Genomic DNA, 25,040 nt, shown 5'->3' with positions numbered 1-25,040 from the left:
CGGCGAGAGCGTTCGCGTTGCGTCGATCGTGCGGCCCCGACACCAGGCCGACGGGCCGCGCCGCGTCCCTGCACTGACCGATCTTTGGCCAACTCGCTTACCATCGCCTTCGCCTCCTTTTCACACGTGGACCGTCTCTATTCGCATGCCTAATTAATTACCCATGCGGCCGAAACGGAAAAACGGCAATCCAGGTATCTGACCATGCCTCGCTCACCCCCGAACGTTCTTCACGCCCGCACGGGTTGCGCGAAGGCAGCGAACGCCGTCATGCCGACTGCTATTGCTGTGCACACGGCTCGACAATGACACCGCGACGCCGCGTAATCCGTATGCCGTCAGAAACGAGCGATCAGGCATAGCGAAGTGTTGTGGCGATTATAGGTTCTTCGCACAGATGGAAAAAAACACAACCAATTTCTACCCATTGTTATATTTTTCCGATAGATAGTTGCGGCCGCGACGATGTGCGGCAACGGCAGCCTTTCAATTGACTTTCCCCATACGGAGCGGATTCGAGTCAGGCTGACCATCTATCGAAAAAGGCTAACAATGGCATTTTTTTAATTTCTTGCAATCATAAAAGCACCGATTTATCGTGAGATCTGTCGCATCACTCTCTGCAGAACCGGCGAGCTGACGAACTGACAGTCAGCGGGGTCCGGACCGCGGAGCCATGACTATTGCGGTCATACGAGACGCCGGACTGCGTGGATGCCGCATGCAGGCCGGCAATCCGGACGAGGCATTGAGCCCAAGTAGCTCCGCAGCAGCGCCTTCTGCATCCACCATGCCCGCGATCCCCCACCGGGGCGTTTCCGGCTGGGACATATGCATCGATGTCAACGGGGTCCCCGAGATGAGAAAGATATCGCTTCGCCATCTCCGCTGTTTTGCCGCGGTCGCCGATACAGGCTCATTCACTCTCGCTGCGGCACGTCTCTACCAGACACAATCGTCGCTAACCGCAACGATCCAGCAGTTTGAAGAGGAAGTGGGGCTCAAGCTATTTGACCGCACGACACGCAGAGTGGTCATGACGGAAGACGCTGCGCGCTTCAAACCGATCGCGGACAGGGTTCTGCAGGACTTCGATACCGCCATTGGGGACCTGAAGGCCATATCTCTAAGCCATCGAGGCCACGTGCGGATTGCCTCGGTGCCCTCCATGATCGAACATGTGCTGGCTCCCGCACTGGCATCGTTCCGGCGCGCCTACCCGGACATTACGATTTCGGTAAGCGACGGCAGCGCGGACAAGGTGGAGCGTGCGGTTCTGGCCGGTGAAGCCGACTTCGGAATGGCAAGCCGGCTGAACAACTTTCCCGATCTGACCTATTTGCCGATCCTGGGAGATCGTTTCGGCGTGCTTTACCCCGACGACCATCCTCTTGCGAAAATCAGGCAGCCACTCCGCTGGGCGGATCTGTCCGAATTCGAGCACATTGCACTGGCAAACGACACGGGTATTGGCGCATTCCTCGACTCTCACCCCGCGCTAGGCTTTCACCAGAAAGCAAGCTTGCACGATCGCGCGTCGAGTACGAACTCCCTCTTCGCCATGCTGAATCTCGGCGGTCGCATTTCCGTGCTGCCTGAATTGTCCGTGCTGGCGAGTCCTCTCAAGAAATTTACGTTCCGTGAGCTGTCCGAGCCGGTGATTACGCGCGAGGTTTGTCTGATAACACGGCAGTTGCGATCGTTTTCGCCGAATACACAGCGGCTTGTGGATGCGTTAATGGAAAACATCGCAGAGGATTACCATTGGGACGGCCCGCGCCAGGACCAGGGCAAGGCGGCCTGAACCGGCGCGCGAGCGCGTTCAGCCGACGGCGCGCAACCCGTGCCCTGCCTCCGGGCCGGCGTCGCTTGTTCTCATGCATCGGCCGGCGCTGCTCTCGCCCCACTCACGTTGCCTGTGCTCCAACCGCTGCCGGACACCTTGACGAGCGACGCCGCTACATACCGCGTCTTCTCCACGCTGACGCCGTATCCGGCCAACTGAGGCCTTGTCTGCTCGATACCGTTGCGACGTACCTGCTCGATCAGGTCATCCTCGATACAGCCGCCCGATACCGAGCCCGCCACGCGACCGTCGGCACGAACAGCAGGCATCGCGCCTCCAGGCCGCGGCGACGAACCCCATGTTCCGACAACTGTCACGAGCAGCACTCGACATCCGTCGGCCAGCCAACGATAACTGGACTTCAGAACGTCGAGGTCCACGCGGTTCATTACGCGTCTCCTTCTGCTGGCATCCCGAAGGCGGCTGCGCACGTGCTGCGGATTTAAAACCGGTGGCGCATCCCCACGCGAAAGAGTGCCTGCCGGTTATTCGACGAGTCGCCTACCAGCGAGATATCCGCAACAGCCGGAGCACCCGTGGAGTTCGTTCCGCTCGCGATCTGGTACGTTACGGTAACGTAGACGTCCGTGCGCTTGGACAACAGGTAGTCGGCCATCGCCGAAATCTGGTGATAGGTCTGGTCACCAATGTCGCGCGACACGGCATTACCCTTCAGATAGTTGTAAGCCAGCGAAACGAATACTGCCGGATTGACCTGATACATGCCGTTCACTTCAGCGTCGTTGAACGTCGCCGAGGCTCCATTGAACCGTCCGATATTTCCATATCGCACGTTCGACCACGCTCCAGCGACAGTCACGGCGCCGAAATTGTAGGACCCGGCTGCGGCAATGACTTGCCACGATGTTGCCGGATTGGCTCCGGTGAGATACGCCGAATTCAGTGAACCATAGATCGTGGTACTGGTTGGCGCCACCGCATTCGAATTGCTGTTAAGCACGGCTCCCGCGTTAGACGGATTCTTGAAGAGCTCGTAGACGAGGCCGAAGGTGGCCGGACCCTGTTTGTATCCCAGCCCCGCCGAAAACCCACTGTTCTGCGAAACCGATCCGGCCACGCCGCCAGTCGTGACCGTGCCGCCGAACGTAAGGCCCCGCAAGTTCGGCGATACATACTTGACCGTATTGTTTACCCGTGACTCGTGCGTCGTGTTGTCGATATCACCGGGATGCGCGAGGCCGCTACCGTAGCCGGCGAGACCGAAAGTCATATAACCGATGTAATCGTTGATGCTGTCGTATTGCCGGCCGAGCAGCACACTACCGAACTGGCGGCTGCTCAAACCAACGAACGCCTGGCGCCCGAACGCCGTACCACCCTGGCCGAAGCTGCCTGAGTTGAGGTTGACCCCAGACTCCAGCGTAAACACCGCGCTCAAGCCGCCACCCAGATCTTCCGCGCCCTTCATCCCCCAGCGGCTTCCGGACGGCCCCGCCAGCGAGTCCAGATTCCACTGCCGGCCGCCAACATTGTGGCCACCAACATTATTCTTGTTGTTGGTATTGAACTGCAGACCTTCGTCGATTACGCCGTAAAGCGACACCGTGCTCTGCGCATAGGCCGGCAACGCAAGTGCGCCCAGCGCCGCGATTGCAACTGACTTCTTTCTCATCTGTGACCTCCGTTTATATATGTGATAAGTACTACTGATATCGGCTTGCGATCAGATCGCCTCTGCGCAACTGCCATCTACCTTTAAACTACGAACCTCGAAATATGGCCTGATGGTATGTCTGGTCCCCGATGTCCCCGGAAACCGCGTTACCTTTCAGATAGTTGTAATCGAGCGCGGCTGATAGCGCCGGGCCAAACCGGTAGATTCCATGTACTTCCATGTCGTTGAATGTCGCCGTGGCACCGTTGTAGCGCCCGATGTTGCCGTAGCGCACGTTTGACCATACGAGGCCGAGCGTGGCCGCACCGAAATCATAAGTTCCCCCTACCGCGCCGACCTGCCAGGTGGTCGCCGGGTTCGCGCCAGTCAAATAGCCGGAGTTGAGCGACTCAAAGATCGACGTGCTAGTTGGACTCACCGCATTCGCGTTACTGTTCAGCGCAGCTCCAATGTTCGACGGATTTCTGTAGATCTCGTAGGCGACGCCGAGCTTCAGCGGTCCCTGGGCATAGCGCGCGCCGACCGAAAATCCGCTGTTCTGCGCGATGGAACCAGCCACTCCGCCCGCCGACAAAGTACCGCCGAACGTAAGACCTCGCAGGTTCGGCGACACATACTTGATCGTGTTGTTGATATGCGACTGGTGCCCCATGTTGTCGAGATCGCCAGGATGATCGATACCGCCATATCCCGAGAGCGTGAACGACAGGCGCGCCACATAGTCATTGATACTGTCGTACTGCCGCCCCATGAAAACGCTACCGGCCTCCCGGCTTCGCAGCCCGACGAACGCCTGCCTGCCAAACGCTGTTCCGCCCTGGCCGAATGCGCCCGAATTGAGGTTGATGCCCGACTCCAGAGTAAACACGGCACTCAGTCCGGAGCCGAGCTCTTCCGCGCCCCGCATACCCCAGCGGCTACCGCTAGGACCAGATAGCGAGTTGAGATTCCATTGCCTGCCGCCAACGTTCCGACCGTGAACAACATTCTGACTATTGGTGTTGAACTGCAAAGCTTCGTCGAGTATGCCGTACAACGTTACGCCACTCTGTGCATAGACAGGAAGCGCCACCATACCTAGCACCACGATTACGATTGACTTCAGTTTTATTGACAATCTATTTATCTCCGTGCATTCGCATTCCTAACAACAATGGAATGTCAATCGCCGATGGCAATCAATTCTTTCTTCGTGCGGGGAAAACTTTCTTTACGACGACAGAGATTGGACCGCGTGCCCGACTGTTGAACCGATTATAGGTTCTCTGGATGAGGGGAAAAAAACACAACTAATTTCAGTCCATTGTTTCTATTTTCCGATAGATGAAGATCGTCGATCTCCGCACATCAGGCGCTGCGAAATCCCCTGTGAACTACCCTCCTGCCAATTGCGCGTGATCTTTATGTCCCATGCACGAGCATTCACAACGGCTCCTGCCAGGCGTGTTGCGAACGCAAGGTGCACGTTGAACTATTTCGACAGGGACCGTAGCGACAGAACAGGCTGCGACCGGCATGCGGGTCACTTCATGGGAGAAGCGGAAGGTTGAGCCAGAATCCAGGTGCGTTTCAGCGCCGACTTTGTCGTCTTATGAACCTGGAGCTGTCATTGAATGGCATCACGGCATGATGCGTGAATACCGCGTGATTCCCCGGAGCAAGTCCGGTTGCTACGCAAACGGGGGCAAAGGCCCCCCACGATGCATCCATCAAGTCCGGAACGTGCCGCGCTTCGCGCCTTCCGAAAGATCGAGGAACAGTTCATTCATCGGGATCATCCGACTGATCAACCCCTGCTCATGCGAATATCCCATCAGCGTTTCGATATTCTTCACGTTTTCGGCGCTCAGGCCGTATTGCCAGGGATCGGGGCCGAGAAGTCTTTCCTGCTCCTCCAGTGCATCCTGATACCAGGCAAGCGGCGCGACGCGCGGATTGCGCATGCGTTTCATGCCCATTGCCTTCGCCTGCTCGAACGCCTTGAATAAACTGCGCGGCACCCACGGGTACTGTTCGACCACTTCTTTCTTGATCCCCATCATATGCATGATCGGAAAAATGCCGGTGCGCTTGTAATAATCGATCTCCGCCGCCTTCGTATCTTCAAAGAGCCGGCCAACGCGGGGATCCTTGTTGAGAATCGGGTCTATGATGTCCGGGTGCAGCAGCGCGTCCAGTTCGCCCTCCGCCAGCATCTTCTCGACTGACTGATCGTCTCGCACACGCGTTAGACGCACGCCTTCGGGCGGTGTGAAATCGATGTCTTCGTCGAGGTCCGAGTACCAGTCAATCGACTTGTGCGGCACGTCGTATTCATGCTCAAGCATGCCACGCAGCCAAAGGACAGCCGTCACCTGGTAAGCCTTCACGCCGATCTTTTTGCCGATGAGGTCCGAGGGTTTGGTAATGCCTTTGTTCTTGTTGATATAGATAAAGCCGTGGCGGAATCGGCGGTGCAGGAAAACCGGTATGGCGCGAAACGGCATGTCGCGGTCACGGGAGACGATATAGGAGGACGCCGAAACCTCCGCAATATCGAATTCGTTGTTACGTAGAAAACGCCAGTGCCGTGTTATCGAATCCATGCTTGTCAGAACCGTAAGATCGATTCCTTCCGCCTGCACGGTGCCGTCCTTGAGCGGACGCGTAATCTCGTAGTCCCCGACGGCTAGCGTCAGCTGTATCTTCTTCATTAGTCCACCTTTGACGTCCAAAGCTATCAATCTGGCAGGCAACCGGCGCCGCTCCAACGCGGCTAGCCGATCTGCCCGTCTTTACTCCGTCCGGGACGACCCGGCTTCCGGTTATCGCGTGGCAACCGGGCGAAAACCAGGCCTGATTCCATGTGTTCAGGAATGCTGGTTCGCATCACCACGCAGGAGTTCCCGCTCTCTTGCGCTCTGGCTTTGTTCCATGTTCGGAGGTTCAGGCAACAGTTCCCTGAGTTTTCTTTTGCGAATGCGGGCAAGAACGGCAAAGTAAACCTGGGCAGCGATCAGAATCGCGCTTGCCGCAATAAAAACAGCACTGATCGGATGCAGAATGAACGCCGAAAGATGTCCGTGCGAGAGCAAAAGCGTCCGCCTGAAATTTTCCTCGATCATGGGTCCGAGCACATAGCCGAGAAGAATGGGCGCTACCGGGAATTCGAGCGCAAGCAGAACGGCGCCGACCACGCCAAAGAGCAGCACCTCGCCGACTTCAAATAGGCTGTTGTCCGTCGAATACACACCTACGGCAATGAAGAGAAGCGCCGACGGATACAGAAACCGGTATGGAACCTGAAGCACCTTCACCCATAGCTGGATCAACGGAACGTTCAGCAGCACCAGAAGCACGTTGCCGATCCAGAAACTGGCCACCAGGCCCCAGAAAATGTCAGCGTGCTTGCTGATCAACAGTGGACCGGGCTGGATTCCATGAATCAGCAACGCGCCCAGCAGCAACGCCATGATCGGGTCGCCCGGAATGCCGAGACTCATGGTCGGGATGAAATCGACCTGCGTCTTGGAGTGGGATGACGCTTCCGGCGCGGCCACGCCCTCCAATGCGCCCTTGCCAAACCGCTCCGGCGAGTTCGAAATCCGTTTCTCCACCGCATACGCAATGAACGTCGTGATGGTCGGCCCGGTCCCCGGCATCGCGCCAAACAGCGTGCCGATTCCCGTGCCGCGGACCATAGGCCAGAACGATTGCTTCAACTCGGCGCGGCTCGGTCTCATATCCCGTAGGCGCACCTTCGCAGTCGAACCCACCACATGCATGCGATTGACATTCCGCAGGAACTCCGCGACACCGAACAAACCCAGCGCCAGCGCCACCAGTTGCACACCATCGGCCAGTTCGGGAAAACCGAACGTGAAGCGGATTGCGCCGGAATTGATGTCGATGCCGGCAACGCCGATCAGCATGCCGAATACGGTCATTGCCACGCCCTTCACGGACGATCCGCTCGACATCGTCCCGCCGGCCAGCAAGCCGAGCAACATGATCGAGAACAATTCGCTGGGTCCGAATTTGAAGGCCACGTTGACGAGCACCGGCGACAGGAAAATCATCACGATAATGCCGACCGATGCCGCGAAGAACGAAGAGATCATGGTGATCCCCAGCGCGGTGCCCCCTTTGCCCTGGCGGGTCAGAGGATAGCCATCGAGACAGGTGACCGCGTGAGGAGGATGGCAAGGCAGATTCAACAGAATCGCACCGATTGCCCCACCGTACTGTGAGCCGTAAAAGACCCCTGCCAGCATCAGGATCGCGGGTACCGGATGCATTGAATACGTCAGCGGCAACAGCAGCGAGATCGCCGACAACGGCCCCATGCCCGGCAGTACGCCGATCAGGTTACCCACCACGACGCCAAAGAAAGACCACATCAGGTTGTGCCACTCAAGCGCAACGCCAAAGCCTTGCCACAAATCCGTTAGAGATTGCACCACCATGATTAGCCCCAGCTGAATAGCGGAAATTGAAGTTGCAACGCCCACCAGAAGAGAACGACGCTGACGGCGGAAATAGCGGTCGCGACGATGAGCGCCGCACGAACGCTGTTGTCCCGGTCGCCCAGTGCCGAGATGAACACGATGGCGAAACTGGCCGGCAACAGGCCGCCGAATTTTCCAAGCAGGAGAAAAGCAAGAATGCTTGAAACAATACAGATCCAGCCACGCCATTCCGATGGTTGCGCTTCGTCTTCCGTATCTCCAGAGGGAACCCTGGTCGCGCTGCCTGCAATGATCACGCCGAGGATTGCGAGAATCACACCTAATACAACTGGATAAAAGCCGGCCTTCATGTGCGTCATCGAGCCGATGCCGTATCGCGAACCCTGAAAGGCGGCAGCGAGTCCTACCAGCAGCATCAACGCGCCACCGTAATAGTCGCGCGTGTATTCCGTCACGAACCGCCGTTCCCTGCCGTTTGACATAGATCACTCTTCGTTAAAGGGCTGCGTACAGTGCCCCGGACATCGGTCTCCAGTATCGAGGCGGACCCAGTATGTCGCTAACTTTCTTTCGGCGCGGTAATATACGCGCCCCGTCCGCTCGCGATCAGCAGATTACTCCCGTCAAAAATCTGCGCCTCGCAGATCGAAAACTGCCTGCCGAGTTTGATCACGCGCCCTTTTGCAATCAGATCGCACTGTTTGGTCAAGCGGTGGTAGTCGACTCGCATATCGATCGTCGGAACCGGGTGCCCTAGGCTGTTGAGCAGCGAGAAATCAGCGGCGAAGTCGATCAACGCGGCCAGAATGCCGCCGTGCGTCTGCCCGAGGGTCGGGTTGGCCACCCATTCCGGCCGCCATTTCGCTTTCACGGTGATCGTGTCCGCTCCCAGGTCGAGAACCTCTAGCCCCAGCCAGTTCAGGTACGGGCCACGAGACACGAGTTGCTGCGCCTCGTCGATAGTCATTTGCCCTCCGGGCGATCCGCCACGTCGGCCGCCACTGCGCGCTCTGTCCTGCAGATCTCGAGGGCTTGAGCCTGGAGCGCCTTGCGGTCGATCTTGCCCACGCCGTTGAGCAGCAACTGGTCGACGAAAATGACCTTACGCGGGTATTGATAAGGCGGCGCATTGGTCAATGCGTGTTCCTTCACGTCTTTCTCGGACAGCGCCGAGCCCTTGCGCCGAACCACATAGGCGTAAGGAATCTGATGCCTGATTTCATCGGGCACCGGAACGATAACCGCCTGCTCGATATCTGGATGCCGCTCCAGCATCAACTCGACTTCGCCAGGATAAATGTTGTTGCCGCTGCACACGAACATGTCGTCCGAGCGACCGATAAAGTAATACCAGCCGTCGGCGTCCTTGCGTAGCACATCACCGGTATTGAACCAGCCATCCTTGAGCCGCCGCTCCATCTCCACGGGATTGTTGTGGTAACCGTTCATCATGCCCGGGCCACGCACATGCAATACACCGAAATTCTCGTCCGGACCGCCGATCAGCTTGAACTCGTTACCGGCAATCGGCCAACCGACCGAATGCCGGGGTCTCGTCAGATTCCCGGGATGCGATCCGAACAGCGCGGCGCTGGTTTCCGTAATGCCGAAGATCGAGATGATGTCGGCATTCGGGAGGATCTTCGCTACGGCATCGATCAGTTCATCCGAGGCCGGCGCACCGCCCATAGTGGCGAGCCGCACGAAGGAAAAATCTTTACCCTCGATCAGGTCGCGCTGCTGCAGGATCATTGCGAAGATGGTGGGAACGCCGGAGAGCACGGAAACACGGTAACGGCTCACCGCATCGAGATACGCGCGCGGTTCGAATTTCTTCATCAATACGACCGTCGAGCCGCCGACGAACACCGACTTGATCGCGTTCATCGCATGCTTGTGATAAAGCGGTGCGGCAACGATCATGCGGTCGGTCCGGCAGAAGCCCCGATCCTTCGAGATCGTTTCGGCAACCCAGACGTGCGCACGGTGAGACAGCACGACGCCTTTCGGCCGGCCCGTCGATCCGGACGTGTAGGGCTGGAACGCCACGTCGTCGCCGGTCGGCACAATGGCTTCGAACGGACCGGGTACCTTGAACGCCTCGTACTCCTCGCTCTCGACGACGATGTGCGGGGTATTGGAAGGCAGTTTCGCGCGCAGTTCCGAGTCGCAGAAAACAAGCTTCAATTCGGCGTCGCGGATAATCCATTCGATCGTATCCTTCGGCAGCAGGATTCCCATCGGTACCGGAATGACGCCGGCGCGCATCGCTCCATAGAACACCTCGAGAAATTCGAGGCGATTCGAGCAGAAGATGCCGATGCGCGTACCTTTCCCGTATCCACGCGCAACGAAGCCGCGCGCGATCGCGTCGCAAGACGCATGAAAAGTCGGATAGTCGACTTCCCGCGGATTCTCGCTATCCCACAGGTCGATAATGACAGGACGATCTTCGTTGCGGAACTCGTCGCCGATGCTGCCGAGGTTTTTCAAAGGTTGGCTCATGGATTGACAATGACCTTTCCAAAAATGCGTCGATCTTCGAGCAGGCCAATGCCGAGACCAGCCTGCGCCAGCGGGAATTTCGTTTCGATGATCGGCTTCAACTCACCGGATGCGACATAGTCGAGGCAGGCTTCGATGTCGGTGGGCACGTAAGCGCGGGACCCGATAATGTCCACTTCGCGATGCCAGATAAAGCGCACGTCCACCTCACAGATATGGCCCGCGGTGGAACCACACGTGAGGATGCGACCGCCAACCGCCATACAGCGTTGCGTGGGAATCCAGGTATCCCCGCCGGTAAAGTTCACCGCAACGTCGACACCCTTCTTTCCGCTCGCGGCCCAGACCGCCTTTGCAAAATCCGGATTCTCGACGTAGTTCACGACGTGATCGGCGCCCAGTTCCTTCAGCTTGCGCCCTTTCTCTTCGGTACTCGTGCAAACGAACACCTCGAGGCCCGCCATCTTGGCAAACTGGAGACAGGCTACGCCGACGCCTCCGCTCGCACCGAGGATCAGGATCTTTTCACCCTTGCTGATTTTTCCGCGCGTGAACAGCATGCGGTGCGCGGTGCCATACGCGATCGGCAACGCTGCGGCGTCATCGAAATCGACGCCGTCGGGAATGGCGATCAGTTGCCGCTGATCGGCCGCAATGAACTCGCACAGGCCGCCGTTGCCATTTTCGCCAAGCACACCGCCCTCGGGGAAACGGGGAAACAGAACGACACGCTTGCCGAGCCACTCTTTCGACACCTCGGAGCCGACTTCCCTGACGATGCCCGCGATATCGCCGCCGGGGATGCGCGGCATTTCGGTTTTCATATCCGGCATCCCACGCATCACGAATACGTCCATGTAGTTCAACCCGCATGCCTTCACTTCGATCAACGCCTGGTGCGCTGCCGGAGCCGGAACGGGCCAGCTGTCATGCTTGAGCTGGTCCATTCCGCCATGCTGTTGAAGTGCGATGACTTTCATCGTCGATGTCACAAAAAACCTCCGCTGTTTCACTAGATCAGTGCGAATCATCGTATTCGACGGTTTTTTCGGACACAAACAAGTAATAAATTGGGATTGATAGCCTGTGGTGATTAATTCAGGACCGATCTGTCGATCGGGCACGGCGGAACCATGACGAGACGCCATGTCGCCGGGGTGCTTGAATTGGGGGTGGTCAGCATCGGCTGACCGGGAGATATGACGGCATGCCGAAGATGCCGGCTCTCCGGCACGGAGCCTGTGCCGATCGAATCGGCACCGTGCCGCTGGGGTGGTGTGCGGCTACGCGCGACGCCCGCCCGAAGCCGAAGCCGAGGCCGAAGCCGCGTGGATGCGAACAGGATGTGGACACGCTATAAGCGCCCCCGCGCCGCTGCACAGCCGGGAGCACGCCGTCATCGCGGCGGCTTCACGATGCCCCCGTTTGCCCGACCGCCGCCTGGCGCTCGCTCACGCGCCGATTCCGGCCGAGCCAGATTGCCAGCAGCGCGATGAACACAAATACGCTGGCGAGATCGACGAAAAGCTTCGCCACCGGCAGATGCATCGCCAGCAGTATGCCGCCGAGCACCGAGCCCAGGATCGATCCGAACTTGCCGATGCCGATGGCCGAGCCGACGCCGGTCGAGCGCAGCGCGGTCGGATAAACCATTCCGGACACCGCGTACAGCGCGAACTGGCTGCCGATCACGCACGCGCCGCTCACGAACACCGCCACGAACAGCCACGCAACCGGCATGGGCATCCCGAGCGATGCGGCAACGGGACAACCGATCACGGCCAGCAGCAGGATCACCCCGATTCCGTAGCGGTCGACCCAACGGCTCAACATCAGCGCGCCGACCGTTCCGCCCGCCGGAAACATCATTGCCGCCTGGGCGGCGTGCGCCGGCTCGAGCGTACCCATGCCGAACAGGATCGGCAGCCAGTTCTGCAGGAAATGCAGCGCTAGCGAATTCAGAACGAACAGCGCCCACAGCAGCGGCGTCACGTACGCGAGATCGTTCTGGAACAGCGCGGCCGGCCGCACGCGTAAGCGCACCTCGTCGTCGACGACGTAGCGCACGGCGTCGCTGTCGACACCGCCGAGCCGTTTCGCAATACGGGCGATCCTGCGCGCTCCGCGCCCGCTCACGATCAGGAAGCGGACCGATTCAGGCAACAGCGCCAACGATGCAAGCGCCACCACGACTGCCGCGGCCCCGCCCAACTCGAATAGCACGGGCCAGCCAAAACGCGGCAGCAGCCACGACGCGACCGCGCCGCCCCCGCTCGCGCCGATCGAAAAGCCGGAGAACATCAGCGTGATCCAGGTTGCTCGGCGCGCTTTCGGCGCATATTCGGAGACGAGCGCGACCGTATTCGGCACCACGCCGCCCATCCCGATGCCGGCCAGAAACCGCAGCACTGTCAGCTGTTCGAGCGAGGTCGCGTAGCCGCATAAAATCGTCAGGATCCCAAACCACAACGTACCGCAGATGATCGTCGGCCGCCGGCCGAAACGGTCGCCGCTGAAACCGAGCAGCAGCGACCCTATGAGCACGCCGAACAGGCCGACGCCGAATACGCGGCCGAAGCCTGCCGCGTTCGTGTGCCACGCGTGGATCAGCGCAGGCGCGGCGAAGGCCGCCGCCACCTGATCGTAACCGTCGATCAGCACGATCAGAAAGCACCAGGCGATCAGGCCAAGTGCGAAGCCGCCGAGCTTCTGGCGCTCGATAAGCGCCGAGACATTGACGGACGCCGTAGAGAGTGTGGAGGTCGTCATCGTACGTATTCGCCCACGATGTCGATTGAATGCGGCATATAGGGCAGCCGCGCGTCTCGGTTCATATCTGTCTCCCTGGTTCTCGCTGTCGCCGGCGGTTTCGATGCCGTCCGGTCGTCTCCTCGGAAAAGCGGTGCCCCTCGCGCGCGGCGGCGCGTCAGACCCGGAACATCGCCACTTGCCGGTCCAGCTCCCGCGATTGCTGGTCGAGCGCCTGCGCGGCAGCACTGGCCTCCTCGACGAGCGCCGCGTTCTGCTGGGTAATCGAATCCATCAGGCTGATCGCGGCATCCACCTGTTCGATGCCGGTGCGCTGCTCGTCCGCGGCGGCCGCGATGCTGCCCATCATGTCGGTGAAGCGCCGTGCGGCGTCGAGAATGTGGTCGATCGCCTGTTCCGCTTCCGCGACCATCATCGTGCCGTCGGAAGCCGCGCCTACCGCATCGCCCACCAGTTCGCCGATTTCTTTCGCGGCCGACGACGCGTGCTGCGCAAGGGAGCGCACCTCCGCAGCCACCACGGCGAAGCCCCGGCCGTGCACGCCGGCGCGCGCCGCCTCGACTGCCGCGTTCAGCGCGAGAATGTTGGTCTGGAACGCAATGCCCTCGATGATGCCGGTGATGTCGGCAATCTTGCGGGCGCTCGCCTCGATGCGCAGCATCGTGTTGCTAACCCGCCCGATCGCGCCGCTGCCGCCGTTCGCCGCCGTGGACGCGTCATCCGCAATCGCATGCGCCTCCCGTGCGCGGCTCGCATTCTGGCGGACCGTCTCGGTCAACTCGCTCATGCTCGCGGCCGTCTGTTCGAGCGATGCGGCCTGCTCTTCGGTCCGCGACGACAGATCGAGCGTGCCGGCCGCGATCTCGCCGATCGGTATGCCGATCGACCGGCAACCGTCCCGCACCGCCGTCACGGTTCGCGCGAGCTGCGCCTGCATGTTGCGCAAACCATCGAGCAGGTGTCCCATCTCGTCGGCGCGATATCGGCCAATCGTACGCTGCAGGTCGCCGGCCGCGATCGCTTCGAAATGCGCGAGAGCTTCGTTCAGCGGCGCCATGATCGCGCGGCGCAGCGTCACCCAGCTAAACGCCGCAGCGACGATGCCGAACACGATCATGGCCAGCGAGGCCGCCAGGAACAGACGAGAGTATCGCTCCGCGTTTTCGTAGCTCCGTTTCGCGTTCGCGTACAGCGCGCTTTTCAGCCGGTCGTTGGTGTCGCTCATGTCGTTGAAGAGCGGACTCAGGCGCGACATGCCGATCTTTTGCGCGGCATCGCGATCGCCGGATTTCAACGCGTCGATAAATGCCCGCATTGCGTCGCGCATCGTGTCGCGCCGCTTGCCTGCCGCCTCGATCAGCGGCACCTCTCCGATCTCGTGTGGTTCCTCGACGAACTGGCGCCACGCTTCGTCCGACTGCCGGAAGAATTCGCTCGCGTGGCCGATCTGTTCCTGGGCGCGAGCGCTATCGGGTTGCGCCATCGCCCCGCCGAGCACGAGGCGCGTACGCGCAATCAGCAGTTCCGCATTGCCGATGTACACGGCCGCAGTCAGCTTGTTCTGGTAGGTGTCCTGATTCGCCCGGTTCGCGCGCCAAACGCCCGCGAGCCCCAGCACGCCGATCGCCGTCATCAGCACCGTCAGCAGCGCTATCGTCAGCCCGATGCGGGCCTGCAGCGACACCGTTCTGCGCTGCGCGGCCGGAGCAGGACGCATTGCGGCTGCGCCCGGCGAGGCGAACGGATCCGTGGAAACGACGGCATCGGCGGCCAGGGTTGGGTTCATGGCATGACTCGGCTTGTAAGCGTAAGAAAATCGTTCGGGTAACTTAGGAAATGCGTCGCAACGGCGGCGCGCAATCGTGCGTCTGCGGCTAGAGCCACGGCGAACGTTCGAGTTGAACGGCCTCGAACGCACGGATCGCGTCGGCGAATGCAAGCGTCGCGCCGGTTTCGTCGAGGCCTTCGAGCAGCAGCGTCCTCAGCGCGGGCGGGATGTCGAAGCGCCAGCACTCGCCGTCCGGCGCAGTGAGTGTCTGCGCAGCCAGATCCACGCGCAGACGGTAGCCGTGCGCAGCCTCCACCGTTTCCATCAGCCGGCCGATCAGTGCGGCATCGAGCCGTACCGGCAGCAGCCCGTTCTTGCAGCAGTTGTTGAAGAAGATGTCGGCGAAGCTCTCGGCCACGAGCACCCGGAAGCCGAATTGATGCAGCGCCCACGGCGCGTGCTCGCGCGAACTGCCGCAGCCGAAATTGCGCCGCGTGAGCAGCACTGAGGCGCCCGCGTAGCGCTGCTGGTTCAGCGCGAAGCCCGGCTCGGGCGTGCGTTCGGCCGCCGGCTTGCCGTAATGGCCGGGGTCGCGGTAGCGCCATTCGTCGAACAGATAGGGACCGAAACCGGTTCGCGCGATGGACTTCATGAACTGCTTCGGGATGATCGCGTCCGTATCGACGTTGTCCCGATCGAGCGGAACGACAAGACCTTCATGACACACGAGCGGTTCCATCAGAGGCCTCCCATACCAGAAGCGAACGGCCGGACATCGGCGAACCGGCCCGCGAGCGCGGCGGCCGCGGCCATTGCCGGGCTGACCAGATGCGAACGGCCGCCGGCGCCTTGCCGGCCCTCGAAATTGCGGTTCGACGTCGACGCCACGCGTTCACCCGGTTCGAGCCGGTCGGGATTCATCGCGAGACACATCGAGCAGCCCGGCTCGCGCCATTCGAAGCCGGCGGCGATGAATACGTCGTGCAGACCCTCCGCTTCCGCGTCGCGCTTGACCTGCTGCGAACCCGGCACCGCGAGCGCGAGGCGTACATTCGACGCGATCCGTCCGCCCGTTGCACGCAGAATGTCGGCGGCCGCGCGCAGATCTTCGAGCCGGCCGTTCGTGCACGAGCCGATGAACACCTTGTCGATCGCAATCGTATCGATGCGCGTGCCCGCGTCGAGCCCCATGTAGTCGAGCGCGCGCTGCCACGACGCGCGCCGCCCGGCGTCGTGGATGTCCAGCGGATCGGGCACCCGGCCGTCGATGCCGGTCACCATCTCCGGCGACGTGCCCCAGGTCACCTGCGGCGCCAACGTCGAGACGTCGAGCGAGCATTCGGCGTCAAAGCGCGCGTCGTCGTCCGAGCGCAGCGCGCGCCATACGCGTGCCGAAAGTTCCCACGTCTCGCCTTGCGGCGCATGCGGCCGCGTGCGGCAGTAATCGAGCGTGGTCTCGTCGACCGCGATCAGGCCGGCACGCGCGCCCGCTTCGATAGACATATTGCACAGCGTCATGCGCCCTTCCATCGACAGCGCACGTACCACCGGGCCCGCGAACTCGATTGCGTAACCCGTGCCGCCGGCCGTGCCGAGCGCACCGATCACGGCAAGCGCGACGTCCTTCGCCGTGCAGCCGGGCGGCAGCACACCGTCCAGCGTCATGCGCATCGTCCGGCTGCGCCGCGTAATCAGCGTCTGCGTGCCGAGCACGTGTTCGATCTCCGACGTACCGATACCGAATGCGAGCGCACCCAGCGCGCCATGTGTGCTCGTATGCGAATCGCCGCAGACTATCGTCATACCCGGCAGCGTGCAGCCAAGTTCCGGGCCGACGACATGCACGATGCCCTGGCGCGCGTCGTCCATCCCATAGTGAACAATCCCGCTGCGCTCGCAGTTCTCGCGCAATACGTCCACCTGGATCCGGGACACCGGATCGGCGATCCCGAGGCGCCGGTCGGTCGTCGGCACGTTATGGTCCGCGACCGCGAGATTGGCCTGCGGGCGCCAGACCGGCCGTCCCTCGCGCCGCAACGATTCGAACGCCTGCGGGCTCGTCACCTCGTTCAGCAGATGCCGGTCGATGTAAAGCAATGTCGTGCCGTCCGCATCGGTGCGAACGACGTGCGCGTCGAAAATCCTGTCGTACAGGGTACGGGGCTGGGTCATCGGAATGGATCCTCACACCGGGCCGCGAGGCGGCCGTCATCGTGGACAAGTCAAAGTGCGGCATTCCGCTCATGCCAGCCGCGTCTCTTCGCTCCGGCGTCGCGTATGTCACGCGCGGCGCCCGTTATTTTTCTGCTGCGTTCGCCATCTGGAGGAGTCCGTACGATCTGTGCGTAGCCGGTCTCGATGGAGAATGCGGCCCGCACCGCCGCGCGGCTTTATGGCGGCATGATCCGCCAGGGCGACCGGTTACGAGTCACGCGCCAGCGAGCGCCGCATCGGCTCCATGGCCGCCTGTGCCGCATGCTGTGCGCCGAAGCGCGCACGATACAGCAGCGCAAGCACGGTCGAGAACACTGCCGCGACGACGAACAGCAGCGACGCCGAATAAAAGAGCTGCGTGATCGGCAAATGCATGGACAGCAGCAAGCCGCCGACCACCGGCCCGGACACGGAGCCGATCTTGCCGACCGAGATCGCGCTGCCGACGCCGGCCGAGCGAAACGACGTCGGATAGATCATCCCCGCCACCGCATACAGCCCGTATTGCGCGCCGACCACACAGAAGCCGGCGGCGAACACCGCCACCATCAGCCAGGTCTGCGACGAGCCGTGGCCGAGCAGCGCGACGACCGGAAAGCCGATCGCCGGCAGCGAAATAATGGCGAGTACGCCGTGACGGTCGACGAAGCGGCACAAGATCAGACCGCCGATCACACCGCCGGCCGAGAACATCGTCGTAATCAGCCCGGCGCCGCGCGGGTCCACGCCCATTCCCTCGATCAGGATCGGCAGCCAGTTCTGCAGGAAGTACAGCGCCATCGAGTTAGCGATGAAGACGATCCATAGCAGCAGCGTGATCGAGGCCAGGCCGTCCGAGAAAATCAGCCGGAACACGAAACGCTGCTTTTCGCGTACCTCGCCGGGCACGAATTGCGCATCGGCGGGAATGTTCAGGTCGGGACGCAACCGCGCCACCAGAGCACGCACCGTTTCCTCGCCGCGCTGACGGACCACCAGCAGCCTCGCGGATTCGGGCAGCGTGAATATCAGCAGCACTGCGACGAGCAGCGATCCGCCGCCGCCGACCGCGAACATGACCGGCCAGCCGAAGCGGTGGATCAGCGCCGACGAAACCAGCCCGCCCGAACCCGCGCCGATCGAGAAGCCGGAGAACATCAGCGTGACCCACGTTGCGCGCAGCCGCTTCGGAGCGTACTCCGCGACCAGCGCCACGGAGTTCGGCACGACGCCGCCCATGCCGATGCCGGCGAGAAAGCGCAGCAGCATCAATTCCTGCAGCGACGTCGCCCACACCGACGCCCAGGTCAGCACGCCGAAGAACAGGCTGCCGATGACGATGGCCTTCTTGCGGCCCAGCCGGTCGCCGAGATAGCCGAAGATGAACGAACCGACCAGCGTACCGAACAGGCCCGCGCCGAACACCGGCCCAAAGCCGCCGCGCGCCACGTGCCAGTCCTTGATGATGGCCGGCGCCGCGAACGACACGGCCGTCTGGTCGTAGCCGTCCATCAGCATGATCAGGAAACACCAGAACAGCAGGCCGACGGCAAAGCGTCCCGTTTTCTGCTCTTCAATCAGTGTCGCGATGTTGAAAGTCCGGTCTGCTTGCATGTGTGTCCCATTTACCTCGCCCGCGGCGCGCGCGCCGGGTCGGCTCGCGTGCGCTTCGCGCTGTTGCTCCTGATATCCCTCATGGCGGCGCCATGTCCGGGAGCCACAAACTATAAGATGGCGACCCGGCACGGCTCAATCAAAAAATTGCGATGAAGAGATCGAAATGTGTGAATAGACCCGGTTGCATTCCGTTTCACCGCACGATGGCACCTCCGCTTCAAAACATGTGATTGACGCCTATGCGCGCAATCGTCTGGCTGCCGCTCGACGACGGCTGATAGCCGAACTGCGCAGCGCGCGCACCCGGCCCCGCCGCGCGCTGCAGGCCGACACCCGCGTAGATCTGCGTGCTCTTCGAAAGATAATCGGTCAGGAACAGGTTGTACTGGTTGATCGCGAGGCTCTGGAACGTCGAGTGATCCCACGAAAGACCCAGAATGTAAAAACCCTTGCCGCTCAGGTCGATGTTGACGCCGGTCTGATAGTTGTTCAGCGTCGCGGAGCCCTGGCCGTTTTCCAGCTTCACACCCGAGTAGGTCAGATGCGGCGTGAAATAGCCGATCTTCACCGAGCCGCCGACGGCGAGCGTGCTGTAGCGGCTTGCGTTGAACATGGTGCCCTGCTTCAACGGCTGGCCAAGAAGCGAAGACAGACTGAACGTGCCGAAAACGTCTGCCGTCCGGTTATGGGACATCGTGTACGCAATGCCGAACCGCACCATGTCGTTCGCGTACTGCGCGCCGAGGCTATATTGACGGCCCTCGCTGAAATTGCCGGCCTGGTTGCCGAAGGCATTCATCGCGCCCGCCTGAAAGCCGTGAAAATTGATCGTCTCGTACTTCACGGCGTTGTTCAGCGCGTGGTTGTTCGCCAGACCATCCAGATTGCCGGGCGTATAGAACGACGAGATGCCCGGTATCGAGTTGTTCAGACGGCCCACGTACTGATAGATGTAGTCGTTGATATTGCCGAAGCTGAGCGCCCCCAGGCGGTCGTTGGACAAGCCCACAAACGCTTCGCGATTGAAGAAACTGGTCGGATTGATCTGCGCACCCGTGTTGGTCACGAAACCCGATTCGAGCCGCGCGAACGCGGTGTTGCCACCGCCGAGATTCTCCTTGATCAACAACCCCCAGCGATCCGGCTGACGCTTGCCGGAAGATTCCTGATACAGATGCTTGCCCTGTGTATTCGACACGAAGTCGAGGCCGACGTCGATGCTGCCGTAAAGCGTAACAGACGACTGCGCCCACACCGGGGCGGCAAGAATCGCGGCGCAACCGCCGACCAGCAGACCAGTTCTCAATGCATGTCTCCAATGTTTTTATCGCTCGCCGGTCGCAGATCCGGACCGGCGTCGTGCATCCGGTAATCGCGTCAGGGTCGATGCCCCGTTTGCTGATGCCGGACAGAGTTTAACGGCTTCGATTCGCGATTTGAATCGCGAATTGTTTATCAATCAATAGAACATTCCGAATATTGGACCAGGGTATTTACCCATCCATTTCAAAATAACAGCATATTGTCTCGGACATAATGAATCACCGTGCTAACATCCGCGACGTTCTGATCCAGTCCCGCTTCATTGGAGAGCACAGATGCATTTCAGCGCAGTACCGCCCCGGCGTCTGGTCGTCGGTATCAGCGGCGCGTCAGGTGTCGTCTACGGTGTCCGGCTGCTGCAGTTGCTGAGGCAGCTCGACATCGAATCACATCTGGTGATGAGCCGCTCCGCGCAGGTCACACTCGCGCACGAGTCTCCGTACAGCGTCGCCGAGGTGCGCGCACTGGCGACAGTCACCTATCCGAACACCGACATCGGCGCGGCCATTTCGAGCGGGTCGTTTCCTGTCATGGGGATGATCGTCGCGCCCTGTTCGATCAGGACGCTCTCGGAAATCTCGACGGGCGTGACCAGCGGGCTGCTTTCCCGCGCCGCCGACGTCACGCTCAAGGAGCGGCGCCGGCTCGTGCTGATGGTGCGCGAAACGCCGCTCCACCTGGGTCATCTGCGCAGCATGACGAACGTAACCGAGGCCGGCGCGATCGTCTATCCGCCGGTGCCGGCGTTCTACGCGAACCCCGAATCGCTCGACGACATGGTCGATCACACGCTTGGCCGCGTGCTCGATCTGTTCGGTATCGAGACTCCGGTCGTGCATCGCTGGGGTATGTAGAACCGCGCCCGTTCGCCACGCAGCATTATCAAAATTGATTAATAAGACGTTCGGATTTTTTTGCTTCTTTAGTAACGGCGGCTCATTTAAAGTGGTTCTGTTCTCAAACGGGGCCGCATTAAAAAGATTTATCTATTGATTGATAAATCAGCCCGATAAGCGTCATTACAAAAGAGGTCGAAACGTCGAATGAAGATCGTCATTGCAGGAGCCGGTATTGGCGGCCTGACGGCAGGAGCCGCCTTGTTGAGGAAGGGCTTCGACGTCACCATCCTTGAACAGGCCAAGGTGCTGAAGGAGATCGGCGCAGGCGTGCAGTTGAGCCCCAACGCGACGCGCGTGCTGTATCAGATCGGCGTCGGCGAGCGCCTCGAAGGGCTTGCGTGCGAGCCGCCCGGCAAGCGCGTGCGGCTCTGGAACAGCGGCCAGACCTGGCCGCTGTTCGATCTCGGCGCGGCGTCGCGCGAGATCTACGGCTACCCCTACTTGACCGTTCACCGTGCCGACCTGCATGAAGCGCTCGTCGACGCGGTGCGCGCGCTCAGCGCGGACGCGATCAGGCTCGACGAGAAGGTTGAAGGCGTCGTGCAGAAAGGCGGCAAGGTCGAGGTGCAGACCGTCTCGGGCGGCATCTACGAGGCCGACCTGCTGATCGGCGCGGACGGCGTGCATTCCCGCGTGCGCCGTGCCCTCTTCGGTCCGGACGAACCCGTGTATTCCGGTGTGATGGCCTGGCGCGGCGTGATCGACGCGGAGAAACTGCCCGAACACCTGCGCACGCCGTACGGCACGAACTGGGTCGGTCCCGGCGCCCACGTGATTCACTACCCGCTGCGCGGCCACAAGCTGGTCAATTTCGTCGGCGCGGTAGAACGCGACGGCTGGCAGGTCGAATCCTGGTCGGAAAGCGGCACGATCGAAGAATGTCTTGCCGACTTCACGGGCTGGCACGAAGACGTGCGCGCAATGATCTCCGCGATCGACGTTCCCTACAAGTGGGCCCTCATGATCCGTGAGCCGATGACGCGCTGGAGTTCCGGCCGCGCCACGCTGCTCGGCGACGCCTGCCACCCGACGCTGCCGTTCCTCGCACAGGGCGCGGGCATGGCGCTCGAAGACGGCTACCTGATCGCACGCTGCCTCGCGCAATACGGAGAAAACGACCTGCAACGCGCGCTCGAACGGTATGAGTCGCTGCGCCTCGACCGGACCTCGCGCATCGTGCGCGGAGCCGCGGCAAACACCACGCGCTTTCACAACCCGGCGCTCGCGCATGCGGAAGGCGCCGCGGACTACGTGGACCGCGAATGGAGCGAAGAGCGCGTCAAGGAACGCTACAACTGGCTGTTCGAATACAACGTGGATACGGTCGAAGTCTGATCGTCAAGAGACCGCACAAGGAGACACCGCATGTCCGCCGTCCCGCCGATTCTCGGCCTGCATCACTTCGCATGGCGCTGCCGCAATGCCGAAGAGACGCGCCACTTTTACGAAGACATCCTCGGCCTGCCGCTCGTCCATCTGATCCGCCTCGACCGCGTGCCGAGCACCGGTGAATACTGTCCCTACGTACACCTGTTCTTCGAAATGGCGGACGGCGCAAACATCGCGTTCTTCGATCTCGGCGACGACACCGCCGCCGAACCCTCGCCCAATACGCCGCCGTGGGTCAACCACATCGCGCTGCGGCTCGCGACACTGGAGCAGCTCGAAGCCATGAAACAGCGGCTCGTCGAGCACGGCGTCGACGTGCTCGGCGTGACCGACCATCACTTCGTGCGCTCCATCTACTTCTTCGATCCAAACGGCTTCCGGCTCGAACTGACGGTGCCGGTCGCACCTGCCGAAACACTCGAGTGCTATAAAATGCAGGCTCGCCCTGCCCTGGATGCGTGGGCCGAAGAGCGAAAAAAAGCTGTATCGGAGACACCCGTCGCATGACAGCCCTGAATTTCACCCACGATCCAGTCCGGCGTAGCTGGATCGAATCGGCTAACCTGCCCGACGCGGACTTTCCAATCCAGAACTTGCCGTTCGGCGCTTTCGAGCGCAACGGCGAAGCACGTACGGGCGTGGCGATCGGCGAGCATGTCGTCGATCTGCGTGCGCTGCGCGACAGCGGCCTCGTCGAGGCCGGCAGCGATGCGGCGCTCGCCTGCGAAGCGGCCAGTGGCGCCACGCTGAACCGTCTGATGGCAATGGGCCCCCGTTATTCCGGCGCGCTGCGCGCCGCGCTCTCCGAGCTGCTGAAGAGCGACGCGCCGCAACGCGCAAATGTGCAGCGGCAGGCTGAAGCGCTTTTGCCGCGCATCGACGAGATCGCGCTGCGTTTGCCTTGCGAGGTCGGCGACTACTCGGATTTCCTCACATCTCTGCATCACACCGAACGGCACGGCCGCTATAAAGGGCTCGCCGACCCGCTGCCGCCGGCTTTCAAATCGCTGCCGATCGCCTATCACGGCCGCGCGTCGTCGCTGCGCGCGAGCGGCGGCGAAGTGCGGCGCCCGCACGGTCAGTACCGCGACGCGAGCGGCCAGATCGTGTTCGGTCCGGCGCCCGCGCTCGACTTCGAACTGGAACTCGCCGCGTGGATCGGGCACGGCAATGCGTTCACGCAGCCCATTCCGATCGACGCCGCACACGAACACATCTTCGGCTATTCGTTGCTGAACGACTGGTCCGCGAAGAGCATTCAATGGTTTGAGCAGGTGCTGGGCCCGTTTCTCGGCAAGAGCTTCCATTCGAGCGTGTCGCCGTGGATCGTGACAGCCGAAGCACTCGCGCCGTTCCGCAAGGCCCCCGTGCCGCGCGCGCAAGACGATCCGCCGTTGATGCCGCATCTGCGCGGCGCATTCGACCAGCAGCAGGGCGGACTGCATCTGGCGTTATACGCGGACCTGTCGACGAGCCGGTTGCGTGACGCCGGCGCCGGCCCGGTGCGAATCACCCGCACGCATCTCGACAACCTGTACTGGACCTTCGCGCAGATGGTCGCGCATCACACCAGCAACGGCTGCGATCTGCGCACCGGCGACCTGCTCGGCAGCGGCACGATCTCGGGCGCGGACGACGCAGCGCGCGCCTGCATCACCGAGCTGACGAATGCCGGCAAGGACCCGCTGCGCCTGCCGAACGGCGAAACGCGCACGGCGCTGGAAGACGGCGATGAAATCGTGTTGAGTGCACGCGCAACGAAGTCGGGCGCGGTGTCGATTGGCTTCGGCGAATGCCGCGGCCGTATCGCGCCGGCACTCGCCGTCGCGGGCCGCCGCGAGGAGATCGCGGCATGACCCGGGCGCTCAACGGCTATGTGAAAGTCGGCAACGGGCCGCGCAAGGTGCTGGCGATGAGCGGCTGGTTCGGCAGCGCCGAAGACTGGCAGCCGCTCGTGCCGTCGCTCGACACCGACGAGTTCACTTACGTCTTCTTCGATTACCGCGGCTATGGCCGCTCGCGTGAACGCGACGGCGCGTTCACGTTCGAGGAAGCCGCGCAGGACGTGCTCGCGCTTGCGGACCACCTCGACTGGGACCGCTTCAGCCTGATCGGCCACTCGATGGGCGGCGTGGCGATCCAGCGCGTGCTGCTCGCCGCGCCCGCACGCATCGAGCGGATGGCCGGCGTTTGCGCCGTGCCCGCCTGCGGCTCGCGCATGGATGAAACCCGCCTTGCCGCGTTCCGCGCGGCGGTGGACGATGTCGAGCGCCGCGCCGCGATCATCGCTTTCTCGACCGGCAACCGCCTGTCGCCGCGCTGGAGCGCGCATCTCGCCCGCGAATCGCAGCGGGTTTCGCGCGCGGACGCGTTCGCAGCCTACCTGCCGCACTGGGCGGCCAGCGACTTCTCGACCGAACTGCGGGACCACGCGGTGCCGGTCAAGCTATTCATCGGCGAACACGATCCCACGCTGACGGCCGAGCTGATGGCGCGCACGTGGCTCGCATGGTATCCGCGCGCGACCTTCGAAACGCTGCGCAACGCGGGCCATTATCCGATGTACGAAGTACCGGTTGCGCTCGCAACTGCCCTCGAGGATTGGCTGAAACAATCCTAGTCATGCAACGGGCGCACTATCTGTGCA

20 protein-coding genes and 1 pseudogene are annotated in these 25,040 nt (G+C 61.6%); 6 read left to right on the top strand and 15 right to left on the bottom strand.

The genetic code is table 11. The features are described from left to right. Positions 1–676: 676 nt before the first annotated feature. Positions 677–1,804: a LysR family transcriptional regulator gene (locus BXE_RS24665; protein WP_233518981.1), complete on the top strand. Its 1,128-nt coding sequence runs from the start codon at positions 677–679 to the stop codon at positions 1,802–1,804. 167 nt (positions 1,805–1,971) lie between these two features. Here BXE_RS24665 and BXE_RS43430 read toward each other — a convergent pair. The 15 genes and pseudogenes from BXE_RS43430 to BXE_RS24595 form a co-directional block, all read right to left on the bottom strand. Further along, a pseudogene (locus BXE_RS43430) lies at positions 1,972–2,235 on the bottom strand (XdhC family protein); the annotation flags it as partial. Positions 2,236–2,288: 53 nt separating this feature from the next. Then, positions 2,289–3,479: a porin gene (locus BXE_RS24660; protein ID WP_011490848.1), complete on the bottom strand. Its 1,191-nt coding sequence runs from the start codon at positions 3,477–3,479 to the stop codon at positions 2,289–2,291. Positions 3,480–3,567: 88 nt separating this feature from the next. Beyond that, entirely contained in the window at positions 3,568–4,557 is a 990-nt protein-coding gene (locus tag BXE_RS24655; protein ID WP_011490847.1) for a porin, read from the bottom strand. A 634-nt stretch (positions 4,558–5,191) separates the two neighbouring features. Further along, the gene (locus tag BXE_RS24650; protein WP_011490846.1) at positions 5,192–6,175 is read right to left on the bottom strand and encodes an ABC transporter substrate-binding protein; all 984 of its coding nucleotides are present in this window, start codon (positions 6,173–6,175) and stop codon (positions 5,192–5,194) included. Between the two features lie 156 nt (positions 6,176–6,331). Further along, positions 6,332–7,927: a tripartite tricarboxylate transporter permease gene (locus tag BXE_RS24645; protein ID WP_011490845.1), complete on the bottom strand. Its 1,596-nt coding sequence runs from the start codon at positions 7,925–7,927 to the stop codon at positions 6,332–6,334. A gap of 2 nt (positions 7,928–7,929) precedes the next feature. Beyond that, the gene (locus BXE_RS24640) at positions 7,930–8,412 is read right to left on the bottom strand and encodes a tripartite tricarboxylate transporter TctB family protein (RefSeq protein WP_011490844.1); all 483 of its coding nucleotides are present in this window, start codon (positions 8,410–8,412) and stop codon (positions 7,930–7,932) included. Positions 8,413–8,489: 77 nt separating this feature from the next. Further along, positions 8,490–8,897, bottom strand: a complete 408-nt coding sequence (locus BXE_RS24635) for a PaaI family thioesterase (RefSeq protein ID WP_011490843.1) — start codon at positions 8,895–8,897, stop codon at positions 8,490–8,492. Continuing rightward, entirely contained in the window at positions 8,894–10,435 is a 1,542-nt protein-coding gene (locus tag BXE_RS24630) for a class I adenylate-forming enzyme family protein (RefSeq protein WP_011490842.1), read from the bottom strand. The genes BXE_RS24635 and BXE_RS24630 overlap by 4 nt, the downstream gene beginning before the upstream one ends. After that, positions 10,432–11,583, bottom strand: coding sequence for a quinone oxidoreductase family protein (locus tag BXE_RS24625; protein WP_199577126.1), 1,152 nt, complete (start codon positions 11,581–11,583; stop codon positions 10,432–10,434). The genes BXE_RS24630 and BXE_RS24625 overlap by 4 nt, the downstream gene beginning before the upstream one ends. A 262-nt stretch (positions 11,584–11,845) precedes the next feature. Further along, entirely contained in the window at positions 11,846–13,204 is a 1,359-nt protein-coding gene (locus BXE_RS24620; RefSeq protein WP_011490840.1) for an MFS transporter, read from the bottom strand. 157 nt (positions 13,205–13,361) lie between these two features. Then, the gene (locus BXE_RS24615; RefSeq protein ID WP_011490839.1) at positions 13,362–14,990 is read right to left on the bottom strand and encodes a methyl-accepting chemotaxis protein; all 1,629 of its coding nucleotides are present in this window, start codon (positions 14,988–14,990) and stop codon (positions 13,362–13,364) included. A gap of 88 nt (positions 14,991–15,078) precedes the next feature. Further along, on the bottom strand, positions 15,079–15,711 hold the full coding sequence (gene leuD / locus BXE_RS24610; protein WP_011490838.1) for a 3-isopropylmalate dehydratase small subunit: 633 nt from the start codon (positions 15,709–15,711) through the stop codon (positions 15,079–15,081). Continuing rightward, a complete protein-coding gene (leuC, locus tag BXE_RS24605; protein ID WP_011490837.1) occupies positions 15,711–17,144 on the bottom strand; it encodes a 3-isopropylmalate dehydratase large subunit in 1,434 nt (477 codons plus the stop codon). Before leuC ends, leuD begins: the two co-directional genes overlap by 1 nt. A 249-nt stretch (positions 17,145–17,393) precedes the next feature. Continuing rightward, a complete protein-coding gene (locus BXE_RS24600) occupies positions 17,394–18,779 on the bottom strand; it encodes an MFS transporter (RefSeq protein ID WP_011490836.1) in 1,386 nt (461 codons plus the stop codon). Positions 18,780–18,999: 220 nt separating this feature from the next. Further along, positions 19,000–20,088, bottom strand: coding sequence for a porin (locus BXE_RS24595; protein ID WP_011490835.1), 1,089 nt, complete (start codon positions 20,086–20,088; stop codon positions 19,000–19,002). Between the two features lie 292 nt (positions 20,089–20,380). Between BXE_RS24595 and BXE_RS24590 the strand changes: the two genes are divergently transcribed. The 5 genes from BXE_RS24590 (at position 20,381) to BXE_RS24570 (ending at position 25,013) form a co-directional block, all read left to right on the top strand. Then, a complete protein-coding gene (locus BXE_RS24590; RefSeq protein WP_011490834.1) occupies positions 20,381–20,959 on the top strand; it encodes a UbiX family flavin prenyltransferase in 579 nt (192 codons plus the stop codon). A gap of 189 nt (positions 20,960–21,148) precedes the next feature. Continuing rightward, positions 21,149–22,339, top strand: coding sequence for an FAD-dependent monooxygenase (locus BXE_RS24585; protein WP_011490833.1), 1,191 nt, complete (start codon positions 21,149–21,151; stop codon positions 22,337–22,339). A 30-nt stretch (positions 22,340–22,369) separates the two neighbouring features. Next, positions 22,370–22,900 carry a VOC family protein gene (locus tag BXE_RS24580; RefSeq protein WP_011490832.1) on the top strand — a complete coding sequence of 177 codons (531 nt, stop codon included), beginning with the start codon at positions 22,370–22,372 and terminating at the stop codon, positions 22,898–22,900. Beyond that, positions 22,897–24,249, top strand: coding sequence for a fumarylacetoacetase (gene fahA / locus BXE_RS24575; RefSeq protein ID WP_011490831.1), 1,353 nt, complete (start codon positions 22,897–22,899; stop codon positions 24,247–24,249). Before BXE_RS24580 ends, fahA begins: the two co-directional genes overlap by 4 nt. Then, positions 24,246–25,013 carry an alpha/beta fold hydrolase gene (locus BXE_RS24570; RefSeq protein WP_011490830.1) on the top strand — a complete coding sequence of 256 codons (768 nt, stop codon included), beginning with the start codon at positions 24,246–24,248 and terminating at the stop codon, positions 25,011–25,013. Before fahA ends, BXE_RS24570 begins: the two co-directional genes overlap by 4 nt. Positions 25,014–25,040 lie beyond the last annotated feature (27 nt).

The organism is Paraburkholderia xenovorans LB400 (assembly GCF_000013645.1).
GTDB classification, from domain to species: domain Bacteria; phylum Pseudomonadota; class Gammaproteobacteria; order Burkholderiales; family Burkholderiaceae; genus Paraburkholderia; species Paraburkholderia xenovorans.
The sequence above is the reverse complement of the archived record's forward strand: the minus strand, read 5'-3'. Positions and strand labels throughout refer to the sequence as shown.